Source organism: Chryseobacterium sp. LJ668 (assembly GCF_019613955.1).
GTDB lineage: Bacteria > Bacteroidota > Bacteroidia > Flavobacteriales > Weeksellaceae > Chryseobacterium.
In genome coordinates, this window is the sequence record NZ_CP080443.1 from 3,035,899 (window position 1) to 3,054,130 (window position 18,232).

General features: G+C 35.9%; 20 protein-coding genes. 15 read left to right on the forward strand and 5 right to left on the reverse strand.

The window, feature by feature from the left end:
- Positions 1–45 precede the first annotated feature (45 nt).
- The 6 genes from K0U91_RS14140 (at position 46) to K0U91_RS14165 (ending at position 5,773) form a co-directional block, all read left to right on the forward strand.
- A complete protein-coding gene (locus K0U91_RS14140; RefSeq protein WP_219969107.1) occupies positions 46–960 on the forward strand; it encodes a helix-turn-helix domain-containing protein in 915 nt (304 codons plus the stop codon).
- 97 nt (positions 961–1,057) lie between these two features.
- A complete protein-coding gene (locus K0U91_RS14145; RefSeq protein WP_220179201.1) occupies positions 1,058–1,957 on the forward strand; it encodes an SDR family oxidoreductase in 900 nt (299 codons plus the stop codon).
- A gap of 48 nt (positions 1,958–2,005) precedes the next feature.
- A complete protein-coding gene (locus K0U91_RS14150) occupies positions 2,006–2,911 on the forward strand; it encodes a helix-turn-helix domain-containing protein (RefSeq protein ID WP_408912592.1) in 906 nt (301 codons plus the stop codon).
- 84 nt (positions 2,912–2,995) lie between these two features.
- Complete coding sequence (locus K0U91_RS14155) at positions 2,996–3,712, forward strand: DUF2071 domain-containing protein (RefSeq protein WP_220179203.1); 717 nt, start codon at positions 2,996–2,998, stop codon at positions 3,710–3,712.
- 187 nt (positions 3,713–3,899) lie between these two features.
- A complete protein-coding gene (locus K0U91_RS14160) occupies positions 3,900–4,913 on the forward strand; it encodes an SDR family NAD(P)-dependent oxidoreductase (protein WP_220179204.1) in 1,014 nt (337 codons plus the stop codon).
- A 110-nt stretch (positions 4,914–5,023) separates the two neighbouring features.
- On the forward strand, positions 5,024–5,773 hold the full coding sequence (locus K0U91_RS14165) for an NUDIX hydrolase (protein ID WP_220179205.1): 750 nt from the start codon (positions 5,024–5,026) through the stop codon (positions 5,771–5,773).
- A gap of 60 nt (positions 5,774–5,833) precedes the next feature.
- On the opposite strand, the gene K0U91_RS14170 is transcribed toward K0U91_RS14165, so the two are convergent.
- Positions 5,834–6,400 carry a CatA-like O-acetyltransferase gene (locus K0U91_RS14170; RefSeq protein ID WP_258561840.1) on the reverse strand — a complete coding sequence of 189 codons (567 nt, stop codon included), beginning with the start codon at positions 6,398–6,400 and terminating at the stop codon, positions 5,834–5,836.
- A gap of 38 nt (positions 6,401–6,438) precedes the next feature.
- Entirely contained in the window at positions 6,439–6,786 is a 348-nt protein-coding gene (locus K0U91_RS14175) for a winged helix-turn-helix transcriptional regulator (RefSeq protein ID WP_219969100.1), read from the reverse strand.
- 141 nt (positions 6,787–6,927) lie between these two features.
- Here K0U91_RS14175 and K0U91_RS14180 point away from each other — a divergent pair, with 141 nt between their 5' ends.
- The 9 genes from K0U91_RS14180 to pdeM all read left to right on the forward strand — a co-directional run bounded on the left by K0U91_RS14180 (position 6,928) and on the right by pdeM (position 16,103).
- A complete protein-coding gene (locus K0U91_RS14180) occupies positions 6,928–7,989 on the forward strand; it encodes an NADH:flavin oxidoreductase (protein WP_220179206.1) in 1,062 nt (353 codons plus the stop codon).
- 135 nt (positions 7,990–8,124) lie between these two features.
- Positions 8,125–8,712 (forward strand): TetR/AcrR family transcriptional regulator, encoded by a 588-nt coding sequence (locus K0U91_RS14185; RefSeq protein WP_220179207.1) that lies wholly within the window; start codon positions 8,125–8,127, stop codon positions 8,710–8,712.
- Positions 8,713–8,779: 67 nt separating this feature from the next.
- Positions 8,780–9,238: a hypothetical protein gene (locus K0U91_RS14190; protein WP_220179208.1), complete on the forward strand. Its 459-nt coding sequence runs from the start codon at positions 8,780–8,782 to the stop codon at positions 9,236–9,238.
- A gap of 2 nt (positions 9,239–9,240) precedes the next feature.
- Entirely contained in the window at positions 9,241–9,543 is a 303-nt protein-coding gene (locus K0U91_RS14195; protein ID WP_219969096.1) for a DUF3817 domain-containing protein, read from the forward strand.
- A complete protein-coding gene (locus tag K0U91_RS14200) occupies positions 9,540–9,929 on the forward strand; it encodes a rhodanese-like domain-containing protein (RefSeq protein WP_220179209.1) in 390 nt (129 codons plus the stop codon). Before K0U91_RS14195 ends, K0U91_RS14200 begins: the two co-directional genes overlap by 4 nt.
- Before the next feature lie 60 nt (positions 9,930–9,989).
- Positions 9,990–11,015 (forward strand): ligase-associated DNA damage response exonuclease, encoded by a 1,026-nt coding sequence (locus K0U91_RS14205; protein ID WP_220179210.1) that lies wholly within the window; start codon positions 9,990–9,992, stop codon positions 11,013–11,015.
- A gap of 295 nt (positions 11,016–11,310) precedes the next feature.
- Positions 11,311–12,891 carry an ATP-dependent DNA ligase gene (locus tag K0U91_RS14210; protein WP_220179211.1) on the forward strand — a complete coding sequence of 527 codons (1,581 nt, stop codon included), beginning with the start codon at positions 11,311–11,313 and terminating at the stop codon, positions 12,889–12,891.
- 144 nt (positions 12,892–13,035) lie between these two features.
- Complete coding sequence (locus K0U91_RS14215) at positions 13,036–15,444, forward strand: ligase-associated DNA damage response DEXH box helicase (protein ID WP_220179537.1); 2,409 nt, start codon at positions 13,036–13,038, stop codon at positions 15,442–15,444.
- Positions 15,445–15,458: 14 nt separating this feature from the next.
- A complete protein-coding gene (gene pdeM, locus K0U91_RS14220; RefSeq protein WP_220179212.1) occupies positions 15,459–16,103 on the forward strand; it encodes a ligase-associated DNA damage response endonuclease PdeM in 645 nt (214 codons plus the stop codon).
- A 4-nt stretch (positions 16,104–16,107) separates the two neighbouring features.
- Here pdeM and K0U91_RS14225 read toward each other — a convergent pair whose 3' ends face one another.
- The 3 genes from K0U91_RS14225 to K0U91_RS14235 all read right to left on the reverse strand — a co-directional run bounded on the left by K0U91_RS14225 (position 16,108) and on the right by K0U91_RS14235 (position 18,079).
- Entirely contained in the window at positions 16,108–16,410 is a 303-nt protein-coding gene (locus tag K0U91_RS14225; protein ID WP_220179213.1) for a helix-turn-helix transcriptional regulator, read from the reverse strand.
- Positions 16,411–16,686: 276 nt separating this feature from the next.
- A complete protein-coding gene (locus K0U91_RS14230) occupies positions 16,687–17,430 on the reverse strand; it encodes an SDR family oxidoreductase (RefSeq protein WP_220179214.1) in 744 nt (247 codons plus the stop codon).
- Positions 17,431–17,464: 34 nt separating this feature from the next.
- Positions 17,465–18,079 carry a Crp/Fnr family transcriptional regulator gene (locus tag K0U91_RS14235; protein ID WP_219969089.1) on the reverse strand — a complete coding sequence of 205 codons (615 nt, stop codon included), beginning with the start codon at positions 18,077–18,079 and terminating at the stop codon, positions 17,465–17,467.
- Between the last annotated feature and the right edge of the window lie 153 nt (positions 18,080–18,232).

Genomic DNA, 18,232 nt, shown 5'->3' on the forward strand with positions numbered 1-18,232 from the left:
TGTTTAGGCAACAGTCTTTTGCTGTTGCCTATAATTTTTAAAGCTATGAACAACAGAAAATTATATACCATTGATACCATCTCAGAATTTCATAGAATTTCGGGATTACCAAAGCCACAGCACCCCCTGATCAGCCTCGTAGACTACAGTTTAGTTGAATATCAGATTGATGAGCCGGAAATCAGCTGGATTCAGGATTTGTATTTTATGGGTTTCAAAAGAGGAATACAGGGGAAACTTCATTATGGGCAAAGCTTATATGATTTTGACGAAGGACTGATGTGTTTTATTGCTCCAAGACAATTGGTAAAAATGGTCATCAGTAAATATGATACAAAACCTTCAGGTTATCTTTTGGCCTTCCACCCGGATTTTATCTGGAATACACCTCTGGCAAAAACAATCAGCAACTACAAATTTTTTGGATATGATGTAAACGAAGCGCTTTTTCTTTCCGAAAAAGAAGAAGAAACTTTGATTGGTCTTTTTAAAGGAATTGAAAAAGAATATCAGTCGGGAATTGACCAGTTTACTCAAAACATTATTATTTCACAGATTGAAGTTATTCTCAATTATTGTGAAAGGTTTTATCAACGTCAATTTATTACCCGAAAAAAGACAAATCATCAGATTTTAGATAAATTAGAAGGTATTCTCGAAAATTATTTTAATGGTGATATCATTGATAAAGGTTTACCAACCGCCAATTTTATCGCAGAATCGCTTAATATTTCGACCAATTATCTAGGAAGTTTATTAAAATCTCTGACCGGACAAACCACGCAACAGCATATTCACGGAAAACTAATCGAAAAAGCAAAGGAAAAACTAACAACAACTGATCTTTCGGTAAGTGAAATCGCTTATGAGCTCGGATTTGAACATTCGCAGTCATTCAGTAAATTGTTTAAAGCAAAAACGGACATTTCACCTTTGGAATTCAGGAAATCATTTAATTAAATTTAATTCCACAACTTTTCGGCTACAAGAAAAGACTTTTTGGATACAGTCGTCATCAAACGAAACAGCAACTTTGCATTATAAAATATGATTTACAATGAAAGTATTTGTTACAGGCGCTACAGGTTTCGTAGGAACTGCCGTAGTACAGGAATTATTAAATTCAGGACACCAGGTTTTAGGCTTGGCACGTTCAGAAGAATCGGCAAACAAATTAATTGATGCAGGCGCAGAAGCTCATCATGGAGATTTAAATAATTTTGAAAGTCTGAAATCTGGAGCTGCCATCTCTGATGCAGTGATTCACTTAGGATTTGTCCACGATTTCTCACGATTTGAGCAAATGTGTCATCTTGACGGCCAAGTGATTGAAAACATTGGCGATGCATTATTGGGAACAGATAAACCTTTTCTCATCACTTCAGGTACTGCCCTTTTTTCCAAAGATGGAACCACAATAGAAACAGACCGCTCTGTGAATCCGCATCCGAGAATAGCAACAGAAAATGCTGCAGATGCTATTGCCGAAAAAGGCGTGAAAGTTGCGGTAATAAGGTTATCGCCATCTGTTCACGGCAGAAGCGATATTATTGGTTTTGTCCCGACATTGATAAGAATTGCAAGAGAAACAGGTAAATCTGCAGTAATCAATGGCGGGAATAATTTCTGGCCGGCTGTTCACAAATTAGATGCTGCAAAATTATACCGATTGGCTCTGGAAAAACCTTTTGTAAGCGGTACAAGATATCATGCGGTATCAGAGCAGGGCATTCCATTGAAAGAAATTGCAGGATTCATTGCAGAAAAGTTGCAGGTTCCCGTTGTCTCACTTAATTCTGATGAAGCGGCTGAACATTTTGGCTGGTTTGCCCATTTTGCAAAGCTTAACAATTTGACTTCAAGCGAAGAAACCAGAAAGGTATTAAACTGGTTTCCTCACCATCCAACTTTGATGGAAGATCTTCAAAGTGATGTGTATTTCCCTGAAAAACAATAATTTATATTTATTGATTACATTTGATTAAAAATTAAACCGATGTCTGACATGCCAATTAGAATAAAGACCATATCTCAATTCCACTCTTTACGGGGATTGCCAAAGCCAAAACATCCGCTCATCAGTGTAATCAATTTTGGCGATATGACAATCGCACCCGAAAATGGAAAACAGAGTTTATTATTTGATTTTTACATGATATCGGTAAAAAGAGATATGACGCATAAATATACTTACGGTCAGCTCGATTATGATTTTGATGAAGGCGTTATGTTTTGCATGGCGCCTCATCAGATCTTAAGTATCACAAGGGAAGAGGATAGCAAAAATCCGTCCGGCTGGGCCTTGATGATTCATCCGGATTTTCTTTGGAGCACTTCAATGGCCAATGCAATGAAGAAATATGAATTTTTTGAATACTCGGTAAACGAAGCCCTTTTTTTGTCTGAGGACGAGGAGCTGAAAGTTGGGCAGATCATTGAAAACATCAAAGAAGAATACCAGTCAAATATTGATCGGTTCAGCCAGAATATCATTATTTCTCAGCTGGAAACGCTTTTGAATTATTGCGAACGTTTTTACCAGCGTCAATTTATTACCCGCCAAAAAGCCAATCATCAATTCTTGGAACGTTTAGAAATTCTGCTCACGGATTATTTTACTGCAGATCATTTTACTTTTACAGGATTGCCGAGTGTACAGTTTCTTTCTGAAAAACTGAATATGTCGCCAAAATATATGCGCAGTCTGCTGAAAACATTAACAGGACAGACCACTCAGCAGCATATCCACGAAAAAGTAATCGCAATTGCTAAAGAAAAATTATCGACAACGGATCTTTCGATAAGTGAAATCGCTTATGAGCTGGGTTTTGAGCACTCACAATCTTTCAGTAAATTATTTAAAGCAAAAACAGATATTTCGCCTTTAGAATTCAGAAAGTCGTTTAGCTAATGAGATTAGGCAGCGAAATACTTTTATTGGAATCAAAGTAATCGATAGTCTTTAAACGTTTTAAATATATAAACATCATTTAGCATGAAAATTCCAGTCATACACGGATATATTGAACGTCGTATTTTAATTAATTTTACGGCTGATCCGGTAGATATAGAAAAAATACTTCCCTACCCTTTTCGTCCAAAAATTTTTAAAAACAAAGCAATTGTAGGCATTTGTCTGATCAGGCTTAAAGATATTAAACCGAAAGGACTTCCCGATTTTTTAGGAATAAATTCTGAAAACGGAGCGCATAGAATCGCTGTTGAATGGGATGAAAATGGTAAAATTAAATCAGGAGTGTATATTCTTAGACGAGACACTTCTTTACCATTAAATACTTGGGTGGGCGGCAGAATATTCCCCGGTAAGCATTATCTGGCAAAATTTAATATTAATGAGCAGGAAGGAAATTATCATATTGATTTTAAAAGTTCGGATGATACAGAAATTTCAATTGATGCTTACGAAACAGACATTTTTAACAATAAATCTATCTTCGAAACAATAGAAAATGCTTCCTGTTTTTTTGAAAAAGGTGATTTGGGTTATTCGCCAAATAAAGATAAATTCGATGGACTAAGGCTTAATGCTTATCAATGGAAAGTGAAACCTCTTAATGTTTTAGATGTAAAATCAAGCTTTTTTGAAGATGAAAAAATATTTCCTAAAGGCTCTGTACAATTTGATAATGCATTATTAATGAAAAATATAGAACATGAGTGGCTGAGCGAGCCAACCATTGGTGATAATTAAAAATATAAAATATTGAGTCAAGTTCTGTATTAGTGAATGTTAGTTCTATTAAGTTTCCAATTTCGTATAATTTCTTTGAATAAATCTTCGAGCCACATATTCTAAAATAAATTTTCTTTCAGACCCTTTTGGTGTAGAAATAGATAGGTTATTAGCATCAATACCATTCAATCAAAATCATCACTATATGAAATCAGAAAATAGTCTAGAAAAAAGAAGCCTGCGAGGTAAAACCGTTGTGGTAACCGGAGGTAGCAGCGGAGTGGGAAGAGCAACCGTCGAAGCATTTGCTCTGGAAGGATGCAACATCGTCATTGCTGCCCGCGGACAGGAAGCTTTGGATGAAACATTACACCTCTGCAATGAGTTAGAAGTAAAGGCAATTGCCGTTTCTACAGATGTTTCAATTGCAGAAGATGTTGATAATCTTGTTAAAAAAGCCATTCTTGAATTTGGAAGAATTGATATCTGGGTCAACAATGCAGGAGTAATGGCGAGCGGAAAATTTGAAGAGATTCCGATGTCTCTGCATGAACAGGTAATCAAAACCAATCTTTTCGGATACATGCACGGCGCATACAGTGTTTTACCTATTTTTAAAGAACAAAATGAAGGGATTCTCATTAATAATGTATCGATTGGAGGATTTATGCCGGCGCCTTACAGCGCGGTCTACTCTTCTACAAAATTTGGTATCCGAGGAATGATGGAATGCCTGCAGGGAGAAATTTCAGACTTTGCAGACATTCACATTGCAAATCTGTATCCGCAGATTCAGCGCTCTACAGGAAATTCACATTCGGCAAAATATTCGGGACTAGATTTTAAAATTCCGCCATTTGCATCTGATCCCCGTGATACCGCCGCCAAAATAGTGCAGCTCGCTAAGAATCCTCAAAAAGATCTTTTCCCAGATTTTACATCAAGAGCTTTAGTCAATATCTACGGAATGTTTCCCAAAATGATCATCAACGCCGCTTCTGCAGGTATGCGTCTGATGATGAGATTAAAAAACGCACCATCGACTCCAGGTAATGTATTAAATACATCCTCAGAGCCTCATCAGATTTATGGCGAAACCATTCTTCCAATTCCGAGTAAAAAAACAAAAATGGCACTGGTCGCCGGTCTTGGATTAGGCTTGGCATACATGATTTTTAAATCGAGATCATCTGATCATGATAACTCTTCAGAAGATTAATAAAATTTAATTGTATGGAAAAACCCCGGTTAAAAAGCTGGGGTTTCTTTTGTTTTTTAGATTATTTTAATTTTTATACTAAATTTGCAAATTAGGTTTTCACATCATATATGGATTCACAACAGCAATTTTTACAAAAATCTGAGGAGGCTAAAGACATTTTTCTTCCGCATCTTTCTACCGACACTGTCGTTTTTGGTTTCGATAAAAGTGAATTAAAGGTTCTTCTTGTTCAGATGACATACCGTAAACAATGGCTTCTTCCCGGCGGTTATGTGATAAAAGATGAAGATATTGATGAAGCTGCAAAACGGGTTCTAAAGGAACGTGTCGGTATATCCGATGTGTATCTGGAGGAATTTGCAGTATTCGGTAAAAATAAAAGAAGTGAATTTTACTTTGAAGATTTTGATGATACTCTTTGGCACAAACAGCGATTTGTATCAATAGGATATTATGCTTTATACAATCCGGATAATGCCAATCTTGTGGTAGACGCATTCAGTGATAAATGTGAATGGATTTATCTGAGCCAGCTCCCTGAGATCGATTTGGCGATGGATCATTGTGAGATCATCGAAAAAGCACTATTAACCTTAAGAGAAAGAATTTCTTACAAACCTATTGGTTATAATCTCTTACCCGAGAAATTTACGCTTTCAGAACTGCAAAAGCTATATGAAACAATCCTGGGAAAAGAACTAAACAGAGGAAATTTCTACAGAAAAATCAAAAACATTGGTATTTTAAAAAAATTAGACGAGCGCCGCCGCGGTGGAGCCCACAAATCTCCGGACCTTTACACGTTTGATGAAGAAAATTATAAAAAAGCACTGGCAAATGGCTTAAATAACTGGTAAACTACTCATTGAGCAGACCTTGACACCCTTCTAAATATCTGGCAATATGAATTCCATCTGCTAAACATGATGTGCTTCCACAGAAACCGGTAAAAATTTTTTACCGTCTTTTATACTGAATTTTCCAAACGTGATTTTCGGGACAGATTCTGTTTTATCAAGAGAAGTTGGATGTAGAAGCGCAGAAAAAGAATTCCATGGAATCGTGGAATGTCTGATCAGGTCTTTCCCAAGCTCACCATTATTCATTCTGATTCCAGTAGAATGTTGAACCTCGCCGATTTCTTTCTGCAGTTCTTTATTGAATGTTTCAAAGTCTTCCGAAAAATGTATAAAGGCAAAACCAAAAGTCTCATCGATTCTTCCAATAGTTGTTCCGGCATGAATGGTATCATACGAAACGATTTGATTATTTAAAATCCGAAGCTTTAGCTCTGCAACAGCATTGACTGCACACATAGATTTATGAAGATAAGTGGCAAAAAAAGAATGGTTGTCGGCTTTAGAAGAATCATAAGCTTTTGTACAGTCTACTTCGGTTGTGAAACCAAAATACGGATTCGCCATTTTAGAGAAAAATTCAAAATGCTCTTTTCTTTTCCAGCTCTTTAAATCTATAATCTTCATTTATTGATGCTTTAATGGTTTTTGGTTAGTGCATATAATTATAATGTCACATCCAATTTTTTTTCATTGAAATCAAATTCCTTTTCCCATTCTTCAAGCAAATTTAAAATAGGCAGTAACGCCAATCCTTTTTCGGTAAGGTGGTACTCTACTCTTGGCGGCAACTCTTTAAACTCATGCCGGGTCAGCAGATTGTCTTCTTCCATCTCTCTAAGCTGATCTGTAAGCACTTTTCGCGAAATAACCGAAATGCGTGCAGCGATTTCACCAAATCTTAATGTACGGTCTTTTATAACCAATATAATAATAGGTTTCCACTTACTACCCAAAGCTGACATTGCTTTCCCAAGAGCACAGCTGCATTGCTTTATTTTTTCTTGTCTCATTGCTGGTACGTTAAGGGTTATTAGTTACCGCTAAGTTACCAGTTTTTTTATCATATAAAAAATTAATAGAACAAAAATGAACTATTATTAGTTACTTTGTGTAACAATTAAAGATTTATCAATTTAAATTTATTATAAAAAATGAATATAGACACCTTATTTACCCCATTTAGCTATAAAAATCTGCATCTTAATAACAGATTGGTAATGGCACCTATGACAAGAGCGCAATCTGACAATGGAGTTCCTACAAATGAAATTGCCGATTACTACTCAAGAAGAGCAGCTTCAGATGTAGGCTTGATTTTATCTGAAGGAACAGTAATCAATCGTCCGGCATCAAAGAATATACAAAATATACCTGATTTTTATGGAACCGAAGCATTGCGAGGCTGGAAAAACGTCATTGATGCCGTTCATAAATATGGAGGAAAAATGGGACCTCAGATTTGGCATGTTGGTGATACAAGAAGTTCTGAAACCTATCCTGAGATTCCAATGGAAAAGGCTTCCACAATGACCTTGGAAGATATTCGAGATACCATTGCACAATTTGCTGCATCTGCAAAATCTGCCAAAGATCTCGGGTTCGATTGCCTTGAAATTCATGGAGCTCACGGTTATCTTATCGATCAGTTTTTCTGGGAAATGACCAATACGAGAACAGACGAATATGGTGGGAAAACACTGAAAGAAAGAAGCCGTTTTGCAGTTGATGTAATTAAAGCAATGAGAGCAGCAGTCGGAGAAGATTTCACAATTATCATCCGTCTTTCTCAATGGAAGCAACAAGATTACCAAAGCAGATTGGCAACAACATCCTCAGAAATGGAAGACTGGCTTTTACCTATGAAAGAAGCGGGTGTTGATATTTTCCATTGCTCGCAACGTCGCTTTTGGGAACCAGAATTTGAAGGTTCTGATTTAAACTTTGCAGGCTGGGCAAAAAAAATTACCGGTCAGCCAACAATTACTGTGGGTTCTGTGGGTTTAAAAAGTGATTTCATGAGTGCATTTGCGGGTGAAGGAAGTGAGAAAACAGATCTTTCTGAATTGATGCGCAGATTTGAACGTGAGGATTTTGATCTGGTTGCAGTAGGACGTGCATTACTGACAGATCATCAGTGGGTACAAAAAATAAAAGAAGGAAGAACAGAAGAAATTTCAGATTTTTCAGCTGAAAGTCTTGGCGTTTTATATTAAATTTTTAGACAGTTAGTAGAAAGCAGTTTCGTTTGAAACTGCTTTTTAATTTCAGATAATAAAATTTGTTTCAGAACAGTTGTTTTTTAATTTTGATAAAAATTGTTACTTTGCAAACAGACCAGTTGGTATCTTATGAAAAAGTCTCAGGAAACCCGTTTAAACATTCTCAGGAAAGCATTTGATCTGATCTATAAAAACGGATATCAGAAAACAAGTGTTGACGAAATTATTGCCACAACTCAGGTTACAAAAGGTGCCTTTTATTATCATTTTAAAACTAAAGATGAAATGGGCCTTGCGATACTTGAAGAACTCCTGAAGCCTACATTTACGTCAGCTTTTATTGAACCTTTGCAAAATACAGAAAATGCGCTTGAATCTATTTATGATCTGATGAATCATATTCTGATGGAAGATTCTTTGCTTACCATAGAAAATGGCTGTCCGGCCTCCAATTTTGCTCAAGAAATGGCTCCATGGAATATTGATTTTACAAAAGCTCTGAATAAGCTCTCAAAACAATGGGAAAATGCAATGACAAATGCCATTGAAAAAAGTATGAAACAAGGGCTTATCAAAAATGATATCAATGCCAGAGAAGTTGCAATTTTTGTGATGTCTGGTTATTGGGGAATCAGAAATTTAGGAAAATTAACAAATAATAAATCGGTTTATCTTATTTATTTACAAGGGCTTAAAACCTATTTTCAAAGGCTTTAAAAATTTTTATATTAAAAACATACCAATTAGTATGTTTTTGTTTTATCTTTGGTATAAAATTACAACGATGTACCAAACGTTTACATTTCTGCATTCTACATTTCGATGGCTCGTTCTCATCAGTATAATCTACTCCATTATTCTCTCTTTACGTGGGTATTTTTCAGAGAAATTATTTACCAAATCTGATAATTTACTAAGACATTCTACAGCTACAATTTCACATATCCAGCTGATTTTAGGTATAACCTTATATTCTCAGAGTCCCATTGTCAGTTATTTCTGGAAAAATTTTGATGAGGCAAAACAAAGTACTGATTTATTGTTTTTCGGATTAATTCACATTTTTCTAATGCTCATGTCAATAGTTTTAATAACAATGGGTTCGGCAATTACAAAAAGAAAATCTAATGACAAAGACAAATTCAAAACAATGTTGATCTGGTATTCACTTGCCCTACTCATCATTTTTATTGCCATTCCGTGGCCATTTTCACCCTTTGCTAACAGACCTTATTTCAGATAATTATGATCAATTTATTTAAAACAAAAATCGGGCGTTTAAGAATTATTGCTATTTTGGAAGGCATTACATTGCTTACTTTAATTTTTATTGCAGTACCGCTCAAACATTTTATGGGAAATCCCTCAGTGGTAAAAATATTAGGTCCTGTACATGGAGCTTTATTTCTGCTTTTTCTTTTTAATACTTTGAGTGTGGGTATTGAGCAGAAATGGAAATTCAAAAAAACAACGTGGAAAGTTTTGCTCGCCTGTATTATCCCGTTTGGGACATTTTATATTGACAGAAAAATACTAAGCAAACTATGAAAAGTATTATTATGTTTTGTGGAATCATGCTCACTGTTTACATAGCTTACAGGATTTACAAATATCAGACATTAGACAACGGTTTGGATCAGTTAGTAAGAGATGGAGCGGTAATTTTAGATGTAAGAACAGAAAAAGAATTTAAAATGGGACATATTTCTGAGTCAAAGAATTTTTCTTTAGGAACAATTAGAGAAAGATATACAGAACTTGATCCTGGAAAAACCTATATTACTGTTTGCTCTCACGGCTTAAGAAGTGTGAAAGTTGAAACTATTTTAAAGGAAAAAGGCTTTAAAAAAGTGTATAATGGCGGAGCATGGAGCGACTTGAAAAAAAAACTTGATTTAAAATCATCAGAAAACCAAATAAACACTAATAATTAATCTTCAGTCATTTTTATAAATTGGTTAGATTTTTGAATTAGAAAATCAAACCAATTTCTTTTGAAGCTCATCACATTTACAAACAAAGGAATTTACTGTCCTCAGGGGAAATTTTATATTGACCCGTGGAGACCAGTTGATTTTGCAGTCATCACCCACGGTCACGCTGACCACGCCCGGTGGGGAATGAAAAAATACCTGTGTCATCACTTCACAAAACCTATTTTACATCAAAGAATTTCACCGGATATTGAGTGTCAGACTTTACAATACGGCGAAGTTTTGGACATTAATGGCGTGAAACTTTCTATGCATCCCGCAGGACATATTATTGGTTCGGCCCAGATTCGTTTGGAATATAAAGGTTATGTGAGTGTTGTGTCAGGAGACTATAAAGTTCAGGATGACGGTCTGAGTACGCCATTTGAACTTGTAAAATGTAACGAATTTGTAACAGAAAGCACATTTGGACTTCCCATTTACAATTGGCTTGAAGTTCCCGATCTGAATAAAAAGCTTCAAAATTGGGTTTTAAGAAATCAAGAAAACCAAAAAACCTCAGTTTTCATAGGGTATTCTCTCGGCAAAGCGCAGCGAATTATGAAAGCCGTTGAAGGGATGGGAAAAATCCACGTCCACTACTCGATTGGAAAACTCAATAAAGCCTTTGAAGAAGTTGGAATTGTACTTCCCGATTATGAAGTTCCCGATTTCAGGGAAAGTATCAAACATGTCGCTGGTGATATTGTTATTGTTCCGCCGGCGTTGTTAGACAGCAATGTAATCAAGAAAATTCCTGATGCTGCCACAGCAATTTGTTCAGGCTGGATGCAAGTTCGAGGCGCAAGAAGATGGCGAAGTATGGATGCCGGTTTTCCAATGAGCGATCATGCCGATTGGAAAGGTCTTTTGCAAGCCATCAAAGCGACCGAAGCAGAAATCGTTCACGTTACTCACGGACAAACCGAAGTCTTTTCAAAATATTTGAATGAGATCGGAATAAAATCTGATGTTGTTGAAACTTTGTATGGCGATGATGATGATGAAGTAGTTGAAAAGGAAGTTATAGACAAAACAGACAAATAAATACTACTCAACTAAACTTTCGAGGATTTTTTAACCTTGAATACTAGAAAGCTCTGTAGGAGTGAAACGTTTGTAGTAAATAATAATTGTTAAAACTGAGAGCTCCGTAGGAGCGGCACTCAACAGAACTAATTTTAAACGTCGAATTACTCGCAGCCCGGCTTAGGTGGAAATCCTTTTTGCAATACCAAATCTCATCTAAGCTGAATGTGTCTGGCAAAAAGATTGGGAACGGAAGGCGGATTAAGCTACCAGATAAATGCCTCTACGTTTCGGAAACGTTAATTGAAAATTTATGAAAAATTTCGCAGAACTCATCAATGCGTTGGAAAGCACCAATAAAACAAATGCTAAAATCGATGCCATCACCGATTATCTGGAGCGTGCGCCCGATGATGATAAATTATGGTTTATTGCTTTATTCACAGGAAAAAGGCCAAAGCGAAATGTCAATACAAATTTTATGAAAGAATGGGCATTGGAAATTATTCAATTGCCATTTTGGTTATTCCAGGAAAGTTATTCTTCAGTAGGAGACTTGGGTGAAACGATATCGCTGATTCTTCCGCCGCCAACAGAGAAAATTGAAAAATCACTGTCCCAATGGATGAACGAAATCATCAGATTGAAAAATAAAAATGAGGTCGAAAAAAAAGAATTCGTTTTAAATTCCTGGAATGGTTTAGATTATACAGAACGTCTTATTTTTAATAAATTATTGGGTGGAAGCTTCAGAATTGGAGTTTCCTCAAAAACTTTAATCAATTCTTTGATGAAATTTTCCGGACAGGAAGCGAGTACATTAATGCACAGTTTAATGGGAAAATGGCAGCCAGACGAAGTTTCATTCAAAGAACTTATTTCAGCAGAAAACATCAACCCTGATAATTCAAAACCTTACCCTTTTTGCCTCGCTTATCCGCTCGAAAAAGAGTTGGACGATTTGGGGAAACCCGAAGAATGGCTCATCGAATATAAGTGGGACGGAATTCGTGGACAAATCATCAGAAGAAATGATGAAGTTTTTATTTGGTCTCGTGGAGAAGAACTGGTAACCGAACAATTTCCCGAAATTGCCGAGACCGTAAAAGCGATGAAAGGCAACTTTGTGATTGATGGAGAAATACTTGCGGTGAAGGAAGGGAATGTTTTAAATTTTAACGAATTACAAAAGCGCTTGAACCGAAAAACTTTAACTAAAAAAATGCTCGCCGAAATTCCGATTGAAGTTTTTGCGTATGATATTTTGGAACTGGAAGGAACCGATTTAAGGGAAAAACCAATTTCTGCAAGACGAGCAATGTTGGCAGAATTACTATTAAATGAAGCTCCGGAAAACATTAAAATTTCTCAGGCAATTGATTTTGAAGATTGGAACAAATTAGATTTAATACGAGAAAATTCGAGGGAAATCAACAGTGAAGGATTGATGCTGAAACAGAAAATTTCACACTATCATTCCGGACGGAAAAAAGGCGATTGGTGGAAATGGAAAATCAGTCCCTTAACCATTGATGCAGTTCTTATTTATGCTCAAAAAGGTAGCGGTAGAAGAAGCGCATATTATACCGATTATAGTTTTGCCGTGAAAAGTGGTGATAAATTAGTTACCATTGCTAAAGCTTATTCAGGGTTAACTGATAAAGAAATAATGGAGGTCAGCAAGTTTGTCAATAAAAATGCAATCGAAAAATTTGGTCCCGTCCGTACCGTAAAACCCGAATTGGTTTTCGAAATTGCTTTTGAAGGAATAGGTTTTAGTAATCGACACAAGAGCGGGGTAGCTCTGCGTTTTCCAAGAATTTTAAGATGGCGGAAAGACAAAACCGTGAATGATATTGATGATATTGAAGAGATAAAAAAACTAATACAATAACACGTCAACACTTATCAGATTGGTAATCATAATACTAAATGTTTTAAAGTATCAAGATAGGCGGAGTTGAAAATTTCTAATAAAGTACCACAACAATTGAGTAACTACGAAGAAACCGACGGATTCAAAATCATTCAGCAATGGATGGCTGATAAAGGCAATTCCCCATTCAAGTTTCAGATTGACACTTGGAAAAAATTCGGGAATGGTTATAGCGGTATGGTGGTTGCTCCGACCGGTTTTGGGAAAACTTTTTCGGTGTTTTTAGCTTTAATTTCAGATTTTTTAACCTTTCCGGATAAGTATAAGAAGGGTTTGAAAATGGTCTGGATCACACCCCTGCGTTCGCTTTCAAAAGATATTGCCAAAGCAATGCAGGAAGCTATTGATGAGATTGGTCTAGACTGGGCAGTTGGCGTAAGAAATGGCGACACAGACCCAAAAATACGACAGCAACAGGTGAAAAGTATGCCGGAAATTTTAGTTGTCACTCCAGAAAGTTTACATCTACTTTTAGCACAAAAAAATAATCAGCGTTTCTTTAACTCAATGCATTGCGTTGCTGTGGATGAATGGCACGAGCTATTGGGTTCAAAACGTGGTGTCATGTTGGAATTGGCAGTGTCGCAGTTGGTTTATTACGTTCCGAAAATTAAAATATGGGGAATTACAGCAACCATCGGCAACCTTGATGAGGCAATGGATGTTCTCATTCCTTTTGATATTAAAAAAACAAAAATTACTGCTAAAGAACTCAAGAAAATTGATATTATATCAGTCTTTCCTGATGAAGTTGAGTTCTTACCTTGGGCCGGACATCTCGGGCAGAAATTAGCAGATAAGGTGGTTCCGATCATTTTAGAATCAAAATCAACCATTGTCTTTACCAATACCCGAAGCCAGAGTGAAATGTGGTATCAGCTTCTTCTAAATGCCTATCCCGATTTTGCCGGACAAATTGCGATACACCATAGTTCGATTGATGCTCATTTAAGGATTTGGATTGAAGAAAATTTAAGCAATGGTAAATTAAAGGCAGTCGTTTCCACCTCATCTTTGGATCTGGGAATTGACTTTAAACCTGTTGATACTGTGATTCAAATCGGTTCTGCGAAAGGCGTTGCCAGATTTTTGCAACGCGCCGGACGAAGTGGCCACTCCCCTTTTGAAACGTCTAAAATATTCTGTGTCCCAACCCATTCTTTGGAACTCATTGAAGTTGCGGCATTAAAGGAAGCTGTGAAACAAAAAGTCATTGAGCCACGTGAGCCATTGGTTTTATGCTTCGATGTTTTGGTGCAGTTTCTGATGACTTTGGCAGTTGGTGACGGATTTTTTCCAGATGAAATTTACCAAAGGATCAAAAAAGTGTATACATTTCAGGAAATTAGAGATGAAGAATGGAAAGGAATAGTTGATTTTCTCACGATTGGCGGAAGCGCCCTGAAAAATTACGAAGAATATCATAAAGTTGTCGTGATGGAAGACGGCTTGCATAAAGTAACTTCCAGAAAAATCGCAATGCTCCACCGAATGAATATGGGTGCCATCGTCAGCGACGCAATGCTGAAAGTGAAATTTATTTCCGGCGGATATATCGGAATGGTTGAAGAATATTTTATCTCAAGATTGAAGAAGGAGGAAAAATTTATTTTGGCAGGAAGGGTTTTGGAAGTGGCAATGATCAAAGATATGACGGTTTTTGTACGTGCTTCGAAAGGAAAAGCAATGGCGCCGAGTTATTTGGGTGGACGATTGCCTTTGAGTTCAAATTTGGGTCATTTTTTAAGAGAAAAATTATCAGGAGCATTAAATCATAAAGCTTCCGAAAAAGAACTGAAGTTTCTGCATCCACTTTTAGCCAATCAGGAAAAACGGTCACATATTCCGAGAGAAGATGAGTTTTTGGTCGAACTGATTAAAAACCGAGAAGGTTATCATTTATTTATGTATCCTTTTGAAGGCCGTTTGGTACACGAAGTGATGGCTGCGTTGATCGCTTACCGGATTTCCAAATTGGCTCCGATCTCCTTTTCTATGGCGATGAATGATTATGGTTTTGAATTATTCAGTGATAAAGAAATTCCGCTGAACGAAGATAATCTTGAGAAAATATTAACTAGAGAAAACCTGATGGTCGATGTAATCTCGAGCATCAATTCTGCGGAAATGGCTAGAAGGAAATTCAGAGATATTGCTGTAATTTCCGGTATGGTTGTACAGAATTTTCCGGGACAGCAGCGCTCCAATAAAGCCCTACAAAGTTCGGCAGGACTTATTTTTAAAGTCCTGGAAGATTATGATCCCAATCATTTTCTCGTGAGACAGGCTTATACAGAGGTTTTTAATATGCAGTTGCAAGAACAAAGATTGGTTGAAGCATTTAAAAGAATCCAAAAATCTAAAATAATTTTAAAATATTCTAATACTTTTACACCATTAAGTTTCCCGATAAAAGTCGACAGTTTGCGACAAACTTTAACGAGTGAAAATCTGGACGTAAGAATTCAGAAATTAATTAAACAATCCGGTAGAAATATAAAAGACGACTGAATCTTTTACATCATATGAACATAGCAATTAAAAAAATATTCATTCAGGACGAAATTTTCACATTAACGAACCAGCGGGCGTTATATTGGGAAAAAGAAAAAGCTTTAATTTTTTCTGATCTACATATAGGCAAAACGGCACATTTTCGGAAGAACGGAATCGCTTTGGCAAATCATATTATGAAAAATGATTTGGAACGTCTTTCTGTTTTGATCGAATATTTCCAGCCAGAAAAATTTATTATTGTCGGAGATTTGCTGCATGCGGGAAATAATTCTGACGTCGATGAATTCTGCAGCTGGAAAAATCAGTATCCTGATATTAAATTTTGTCTGGTACAAGGAAATCATGATAAGATTTCTAAAACTTTAGAGAAAAAATTATGTCTCGACTTCAGATCGACTTCTTTAGAAATAGATGAGATTTCATTTGTTCACGATTTTGACCGATCTAATCCAAAATTTCAGATTACAGGTCATATTCATCCTGGTTATATCATCAATTCTCCGGTGAAAAGAATAAAACTGCCATGTTTTACACAGACTTCCAAACAACTATTACTACCTGCCTTTAGTGAATTTACAGGTCTGGATACAAAAAACATCCCTAAAAAAGGAATGTATTTTGTTTTTACCGATTCTGATATTTATGAAATTTAAAGTATCAGATTGCATCAAACCACTTATAAATGTCAACTGTTGAAGGAATATTTAATTTTTTCCTGATTCTGTTTTTTCTGTTTTGTATCGCTTTCGGAGTGACAAATGTATAGGTTGCAATCTCTTTGGTCGTCAAGTTCAGCTTCAGATAAATACAGAATATAAGTTCTGAATTTTGCAAATTCTGCTGAATGGTCGACAACTTTTCAAAAAAGGCAGGATACAAATTTTTGAATTTACTTAAAAGACGCGGAGAATTTTCTTTAGCCAATCGTAAGATTTCATCTTCTGCTAAACTTTTCATCATATACTACAATTAATTTTCAATTTATAATATCTTTTTTAAAATTTCAGTACCTTAAATTACCCGCACTTTAAGCGAAGTATATTTCGCAGTTACCTTATAATAAACCATCAAAGATATCAGAATGTGACGTTGTCTTTTTATGATCGAAATCAATATGTCAAATATGAATTTATAAACTATTGCCTTCAACAGCTACATGATGATAATTTCAATCTTATAAAATGATAATTAAATTTGAAAAATGAAAGAAGAATTAAAGTTGATTTGACGTTATGACTATCCATTTACGATAATTCCACCGTTAGGATGCAGAACCTGCCCTGTCATTTGTGCGGCCTGGTCTGATGCCAAAAATAAAAAACTTGTAGCAACTTCTTCTTCTGTAGCGTTTCTTTGCAATGGTGGTTTAGATAAGTCTTCCTCTTCTTCCCCAAAGGTATCTTTCGTAAGCGGCGTCGCTACAGGCCCGGGAGCGACTGCATTAACACGGATTCCCTTTGGCTTAGACTGCAACGCCAGTGATCTTGTGAATGAAACAATGGCACCTTTGGTTGCTGAATAGTCTAAAAGTTCTTCATGACCTTGATATGCGGTCGCAGAAGTTGTATTGATCACAGAACTTCCTTCTTTCAGATAAGAAAAGGCCGTTTTGGTCAATAAAATCATTCCTATAATATTTGAATTGAAGGTTGTACGGATGTTTTCCTCTTCTAAATTTTCAATATTATCGCATGGAAACTGCGTACCTGCATTGTTGATTAAAATATCCAGCTTTCCGAATGCGGCGACTGTTTTTTCAACTGCTTTTTTGCAAAACTGAGAATCATTAACATCGCCTTTCATAATAATAGATTTTTTTCCTAAAGATATGATCTCGTTCTTTACTTTTGAGGCACCTTCTTCATCAGAATGGTAGACGATTGCTATATCCGCACCTTCTCTGGCAAAAAGTAATGCGACGGCTTTTCCTATACCACTGTCTGCTCCTGTGATAAGTACTGACTTATTTTCTAACTGCATGGTTTTCTGGTTTATATATTTACTATTAATTCTATCAAAAGAAAATTTTTCGTTTGTCTATTTTTACAATGTTTGCTGTTTCCATTTTTTTTATTGTTCTTATTACCGTTTCTACGCGAAGACCTGTAAGATTGGCAATTTGCTGCCTAGTCAACTGGATTTGAAATGATAATGGTATATCATCAGAATGAAAACTTTTAAGATACTCTAGAAGTCCTGTAAGTCTTATTACGGGATCATTAGAGGCCAGATTCTGCATCATGATAAACTGATAGTGCATTCTTTGGGACATACATGAATTAATCTGCACCGAAGTTTCGGGATGTTTTTCCAGAAGATTCAAAAAATTCTCCTTTGGCAGCTTGATGATTCGGCAGTCTGTAATTGCTTCAGCATTAATTGGATATCTTTTGTCGATAAACAGCATAGAGTCTCCAAAGCTTTGCCCCGCGCCTAAAATATTATGAATAAATTCTCTCCCCTCACCGTCCTGATTATTTTCTTTTACCTTTCCTTCGACAATTTGGTAATAATACAAAGGGACATCGCCCTGATGAAATATTTTTTCTCCTTCATTATAAGATTTCGTAGTACCGCCGAAAGATTTTAAGAGATCTTCATCCAATTTAGTACAGCTAATAGTTTTCATATCATTCGTAATTAGTTTTTTCTTTATTTACATGGACATATTTTATGCCAAATCCAGAAATTTTATATTGAGTAAAATTAATCTATATTTAATTTAAATCCCAAATTTTAAATAATGAGGTAATGCGATTTCAATCATATCTGCTTATGTTTT

Bases quoted from the DNA above. Each gene is read 5' to 3' on its own strand.
- K0U91_RS14140 (WP_219969107.1), top strand. From the start codon at position 46: ATGAACAACAGAAAATTATATACCATTGATACCATCTCAGAATTTCAT.
- K0U91_RS14145 (WP_220179201.1), top strand. From the start codon at position 1,058: ATGAAAGTATTTGTTACAGGCGCTACAGGTTTCGTAGGAACTGCCGTA.
- K0U91_RS14150 (WP_408912592.1), top strand. From the start codon at position 2,006: ATGCCAATTAGAATAAAGACCATATCTCAATTCCACTCTTTACGGGGA.
- K0U91_RS14155 (WP_220179203.1), top strand. From the start codon at position 2,996: ATGAAAATTCCAGTCATACACGGATATATTGAACGTCGTATTTTAATT.
- K0U91_RS14160 (WP_220179204.1), top strand. From the start codon at position 3,900: ATGAAATCAGAAAATAGTCTAGAAAAAAGAAGCCTGCGAGGTAAAACC.
- K0U91_RS14165 (WP_220179205.1), top strand. From the start codon at position 5,024: ATGGATTCACAACAGCAATTTTTACAAAAATCTGAGGAGGCTAAAGAC.
- K0U91_RS14170 (WP_258561840.1), bottom strand. From the start codon at position 6,400: ATGAAGATTATAGATTTAAAGAGCTGGAAAAGAAAAGAGCATTTTGAA.
- K0U91_RS14175 (WP_219969100.1), bottom strand. From the start codon at position 6,786: ATGAGACAAGAAAAAATAAAGCAATGCAGCTGTGCTCTTGGGAAAGCA.
- K0U91_RS14180 (WP_220179206.1), top strand. From the start codon at position 6,928: ATGAATATAGACACCTTATTTACCCCATTTAGCTATAAAAATCTGCAT.
- K0U91_RS14185 (WP_220179207.1), top strand. From the start codon at position 8,125: ATGAAAAAGTCTCAGGAAACCCGTTTAAACATTCTCAGGAAAGCATTT.
- K0U91_RS14190 (WP_220179208.1), top strand. From the start codon at position 8,780: ATGTACCAAACGTTTACATTTCTGCATTCTACATTTCGATGGCTCGTT.
- K0U91_RS14195 (WP_219969096.1), top strand. From the start codon at position 9,241: ATGATCAATTTATTTAAAACAAAAATCGGGCGTTTAAGAATTATTGCT.
- K0U91_RS14200 (WP_220179209.1), top strand. From the start codon at position 9,540: ATGAAAAGTATTATTATGTTTTGTGGAATCATGCTCACTGTTTACATA.
- K0U91_RS14210 (WP_220179211.1), top strand. From the start codon at position 11,311: ATGAAAAATTTCGCAGAACTCATCAATGCGTTGGAAAGCACCAATAAA.
- K0U91_RS14215 (WP_220179537.1), top strand. From the start codon at position 13,036: ATGGCTGATAAAGGCAATTCCCCATTCAAGTTTCAGATTGACACTTGG.
- pdeM (WP_220179212.1), top strand. From the start codon at position 15,459: ATGAACATAGCAATTAAAAAAATATTCATTCAGGACGAAATTTTCACA.
- K0U91_RS14225 (WP_220179213.1), bottom strand. From the start codon at position 16,410: ATGATGAAAAGTTTAGCAGAAGATGAAATCTTACGATTGGCTAAAGAA.
- K0U91_RS14230 (WP_220179214.1), bottom strand. From the start codon at position 17,430: ATGCAGTTAGAAAATAAGTCAGTACTTATCACAGGAGCAGACAGTGGT.
- K0U91_RS14235 (WP_219969089.1), bottom strand. From the start codon at position 18,079: ATGAAAACTATTAGCTGTACTAAATTGGATGAAGATCTCTTAAAATCT.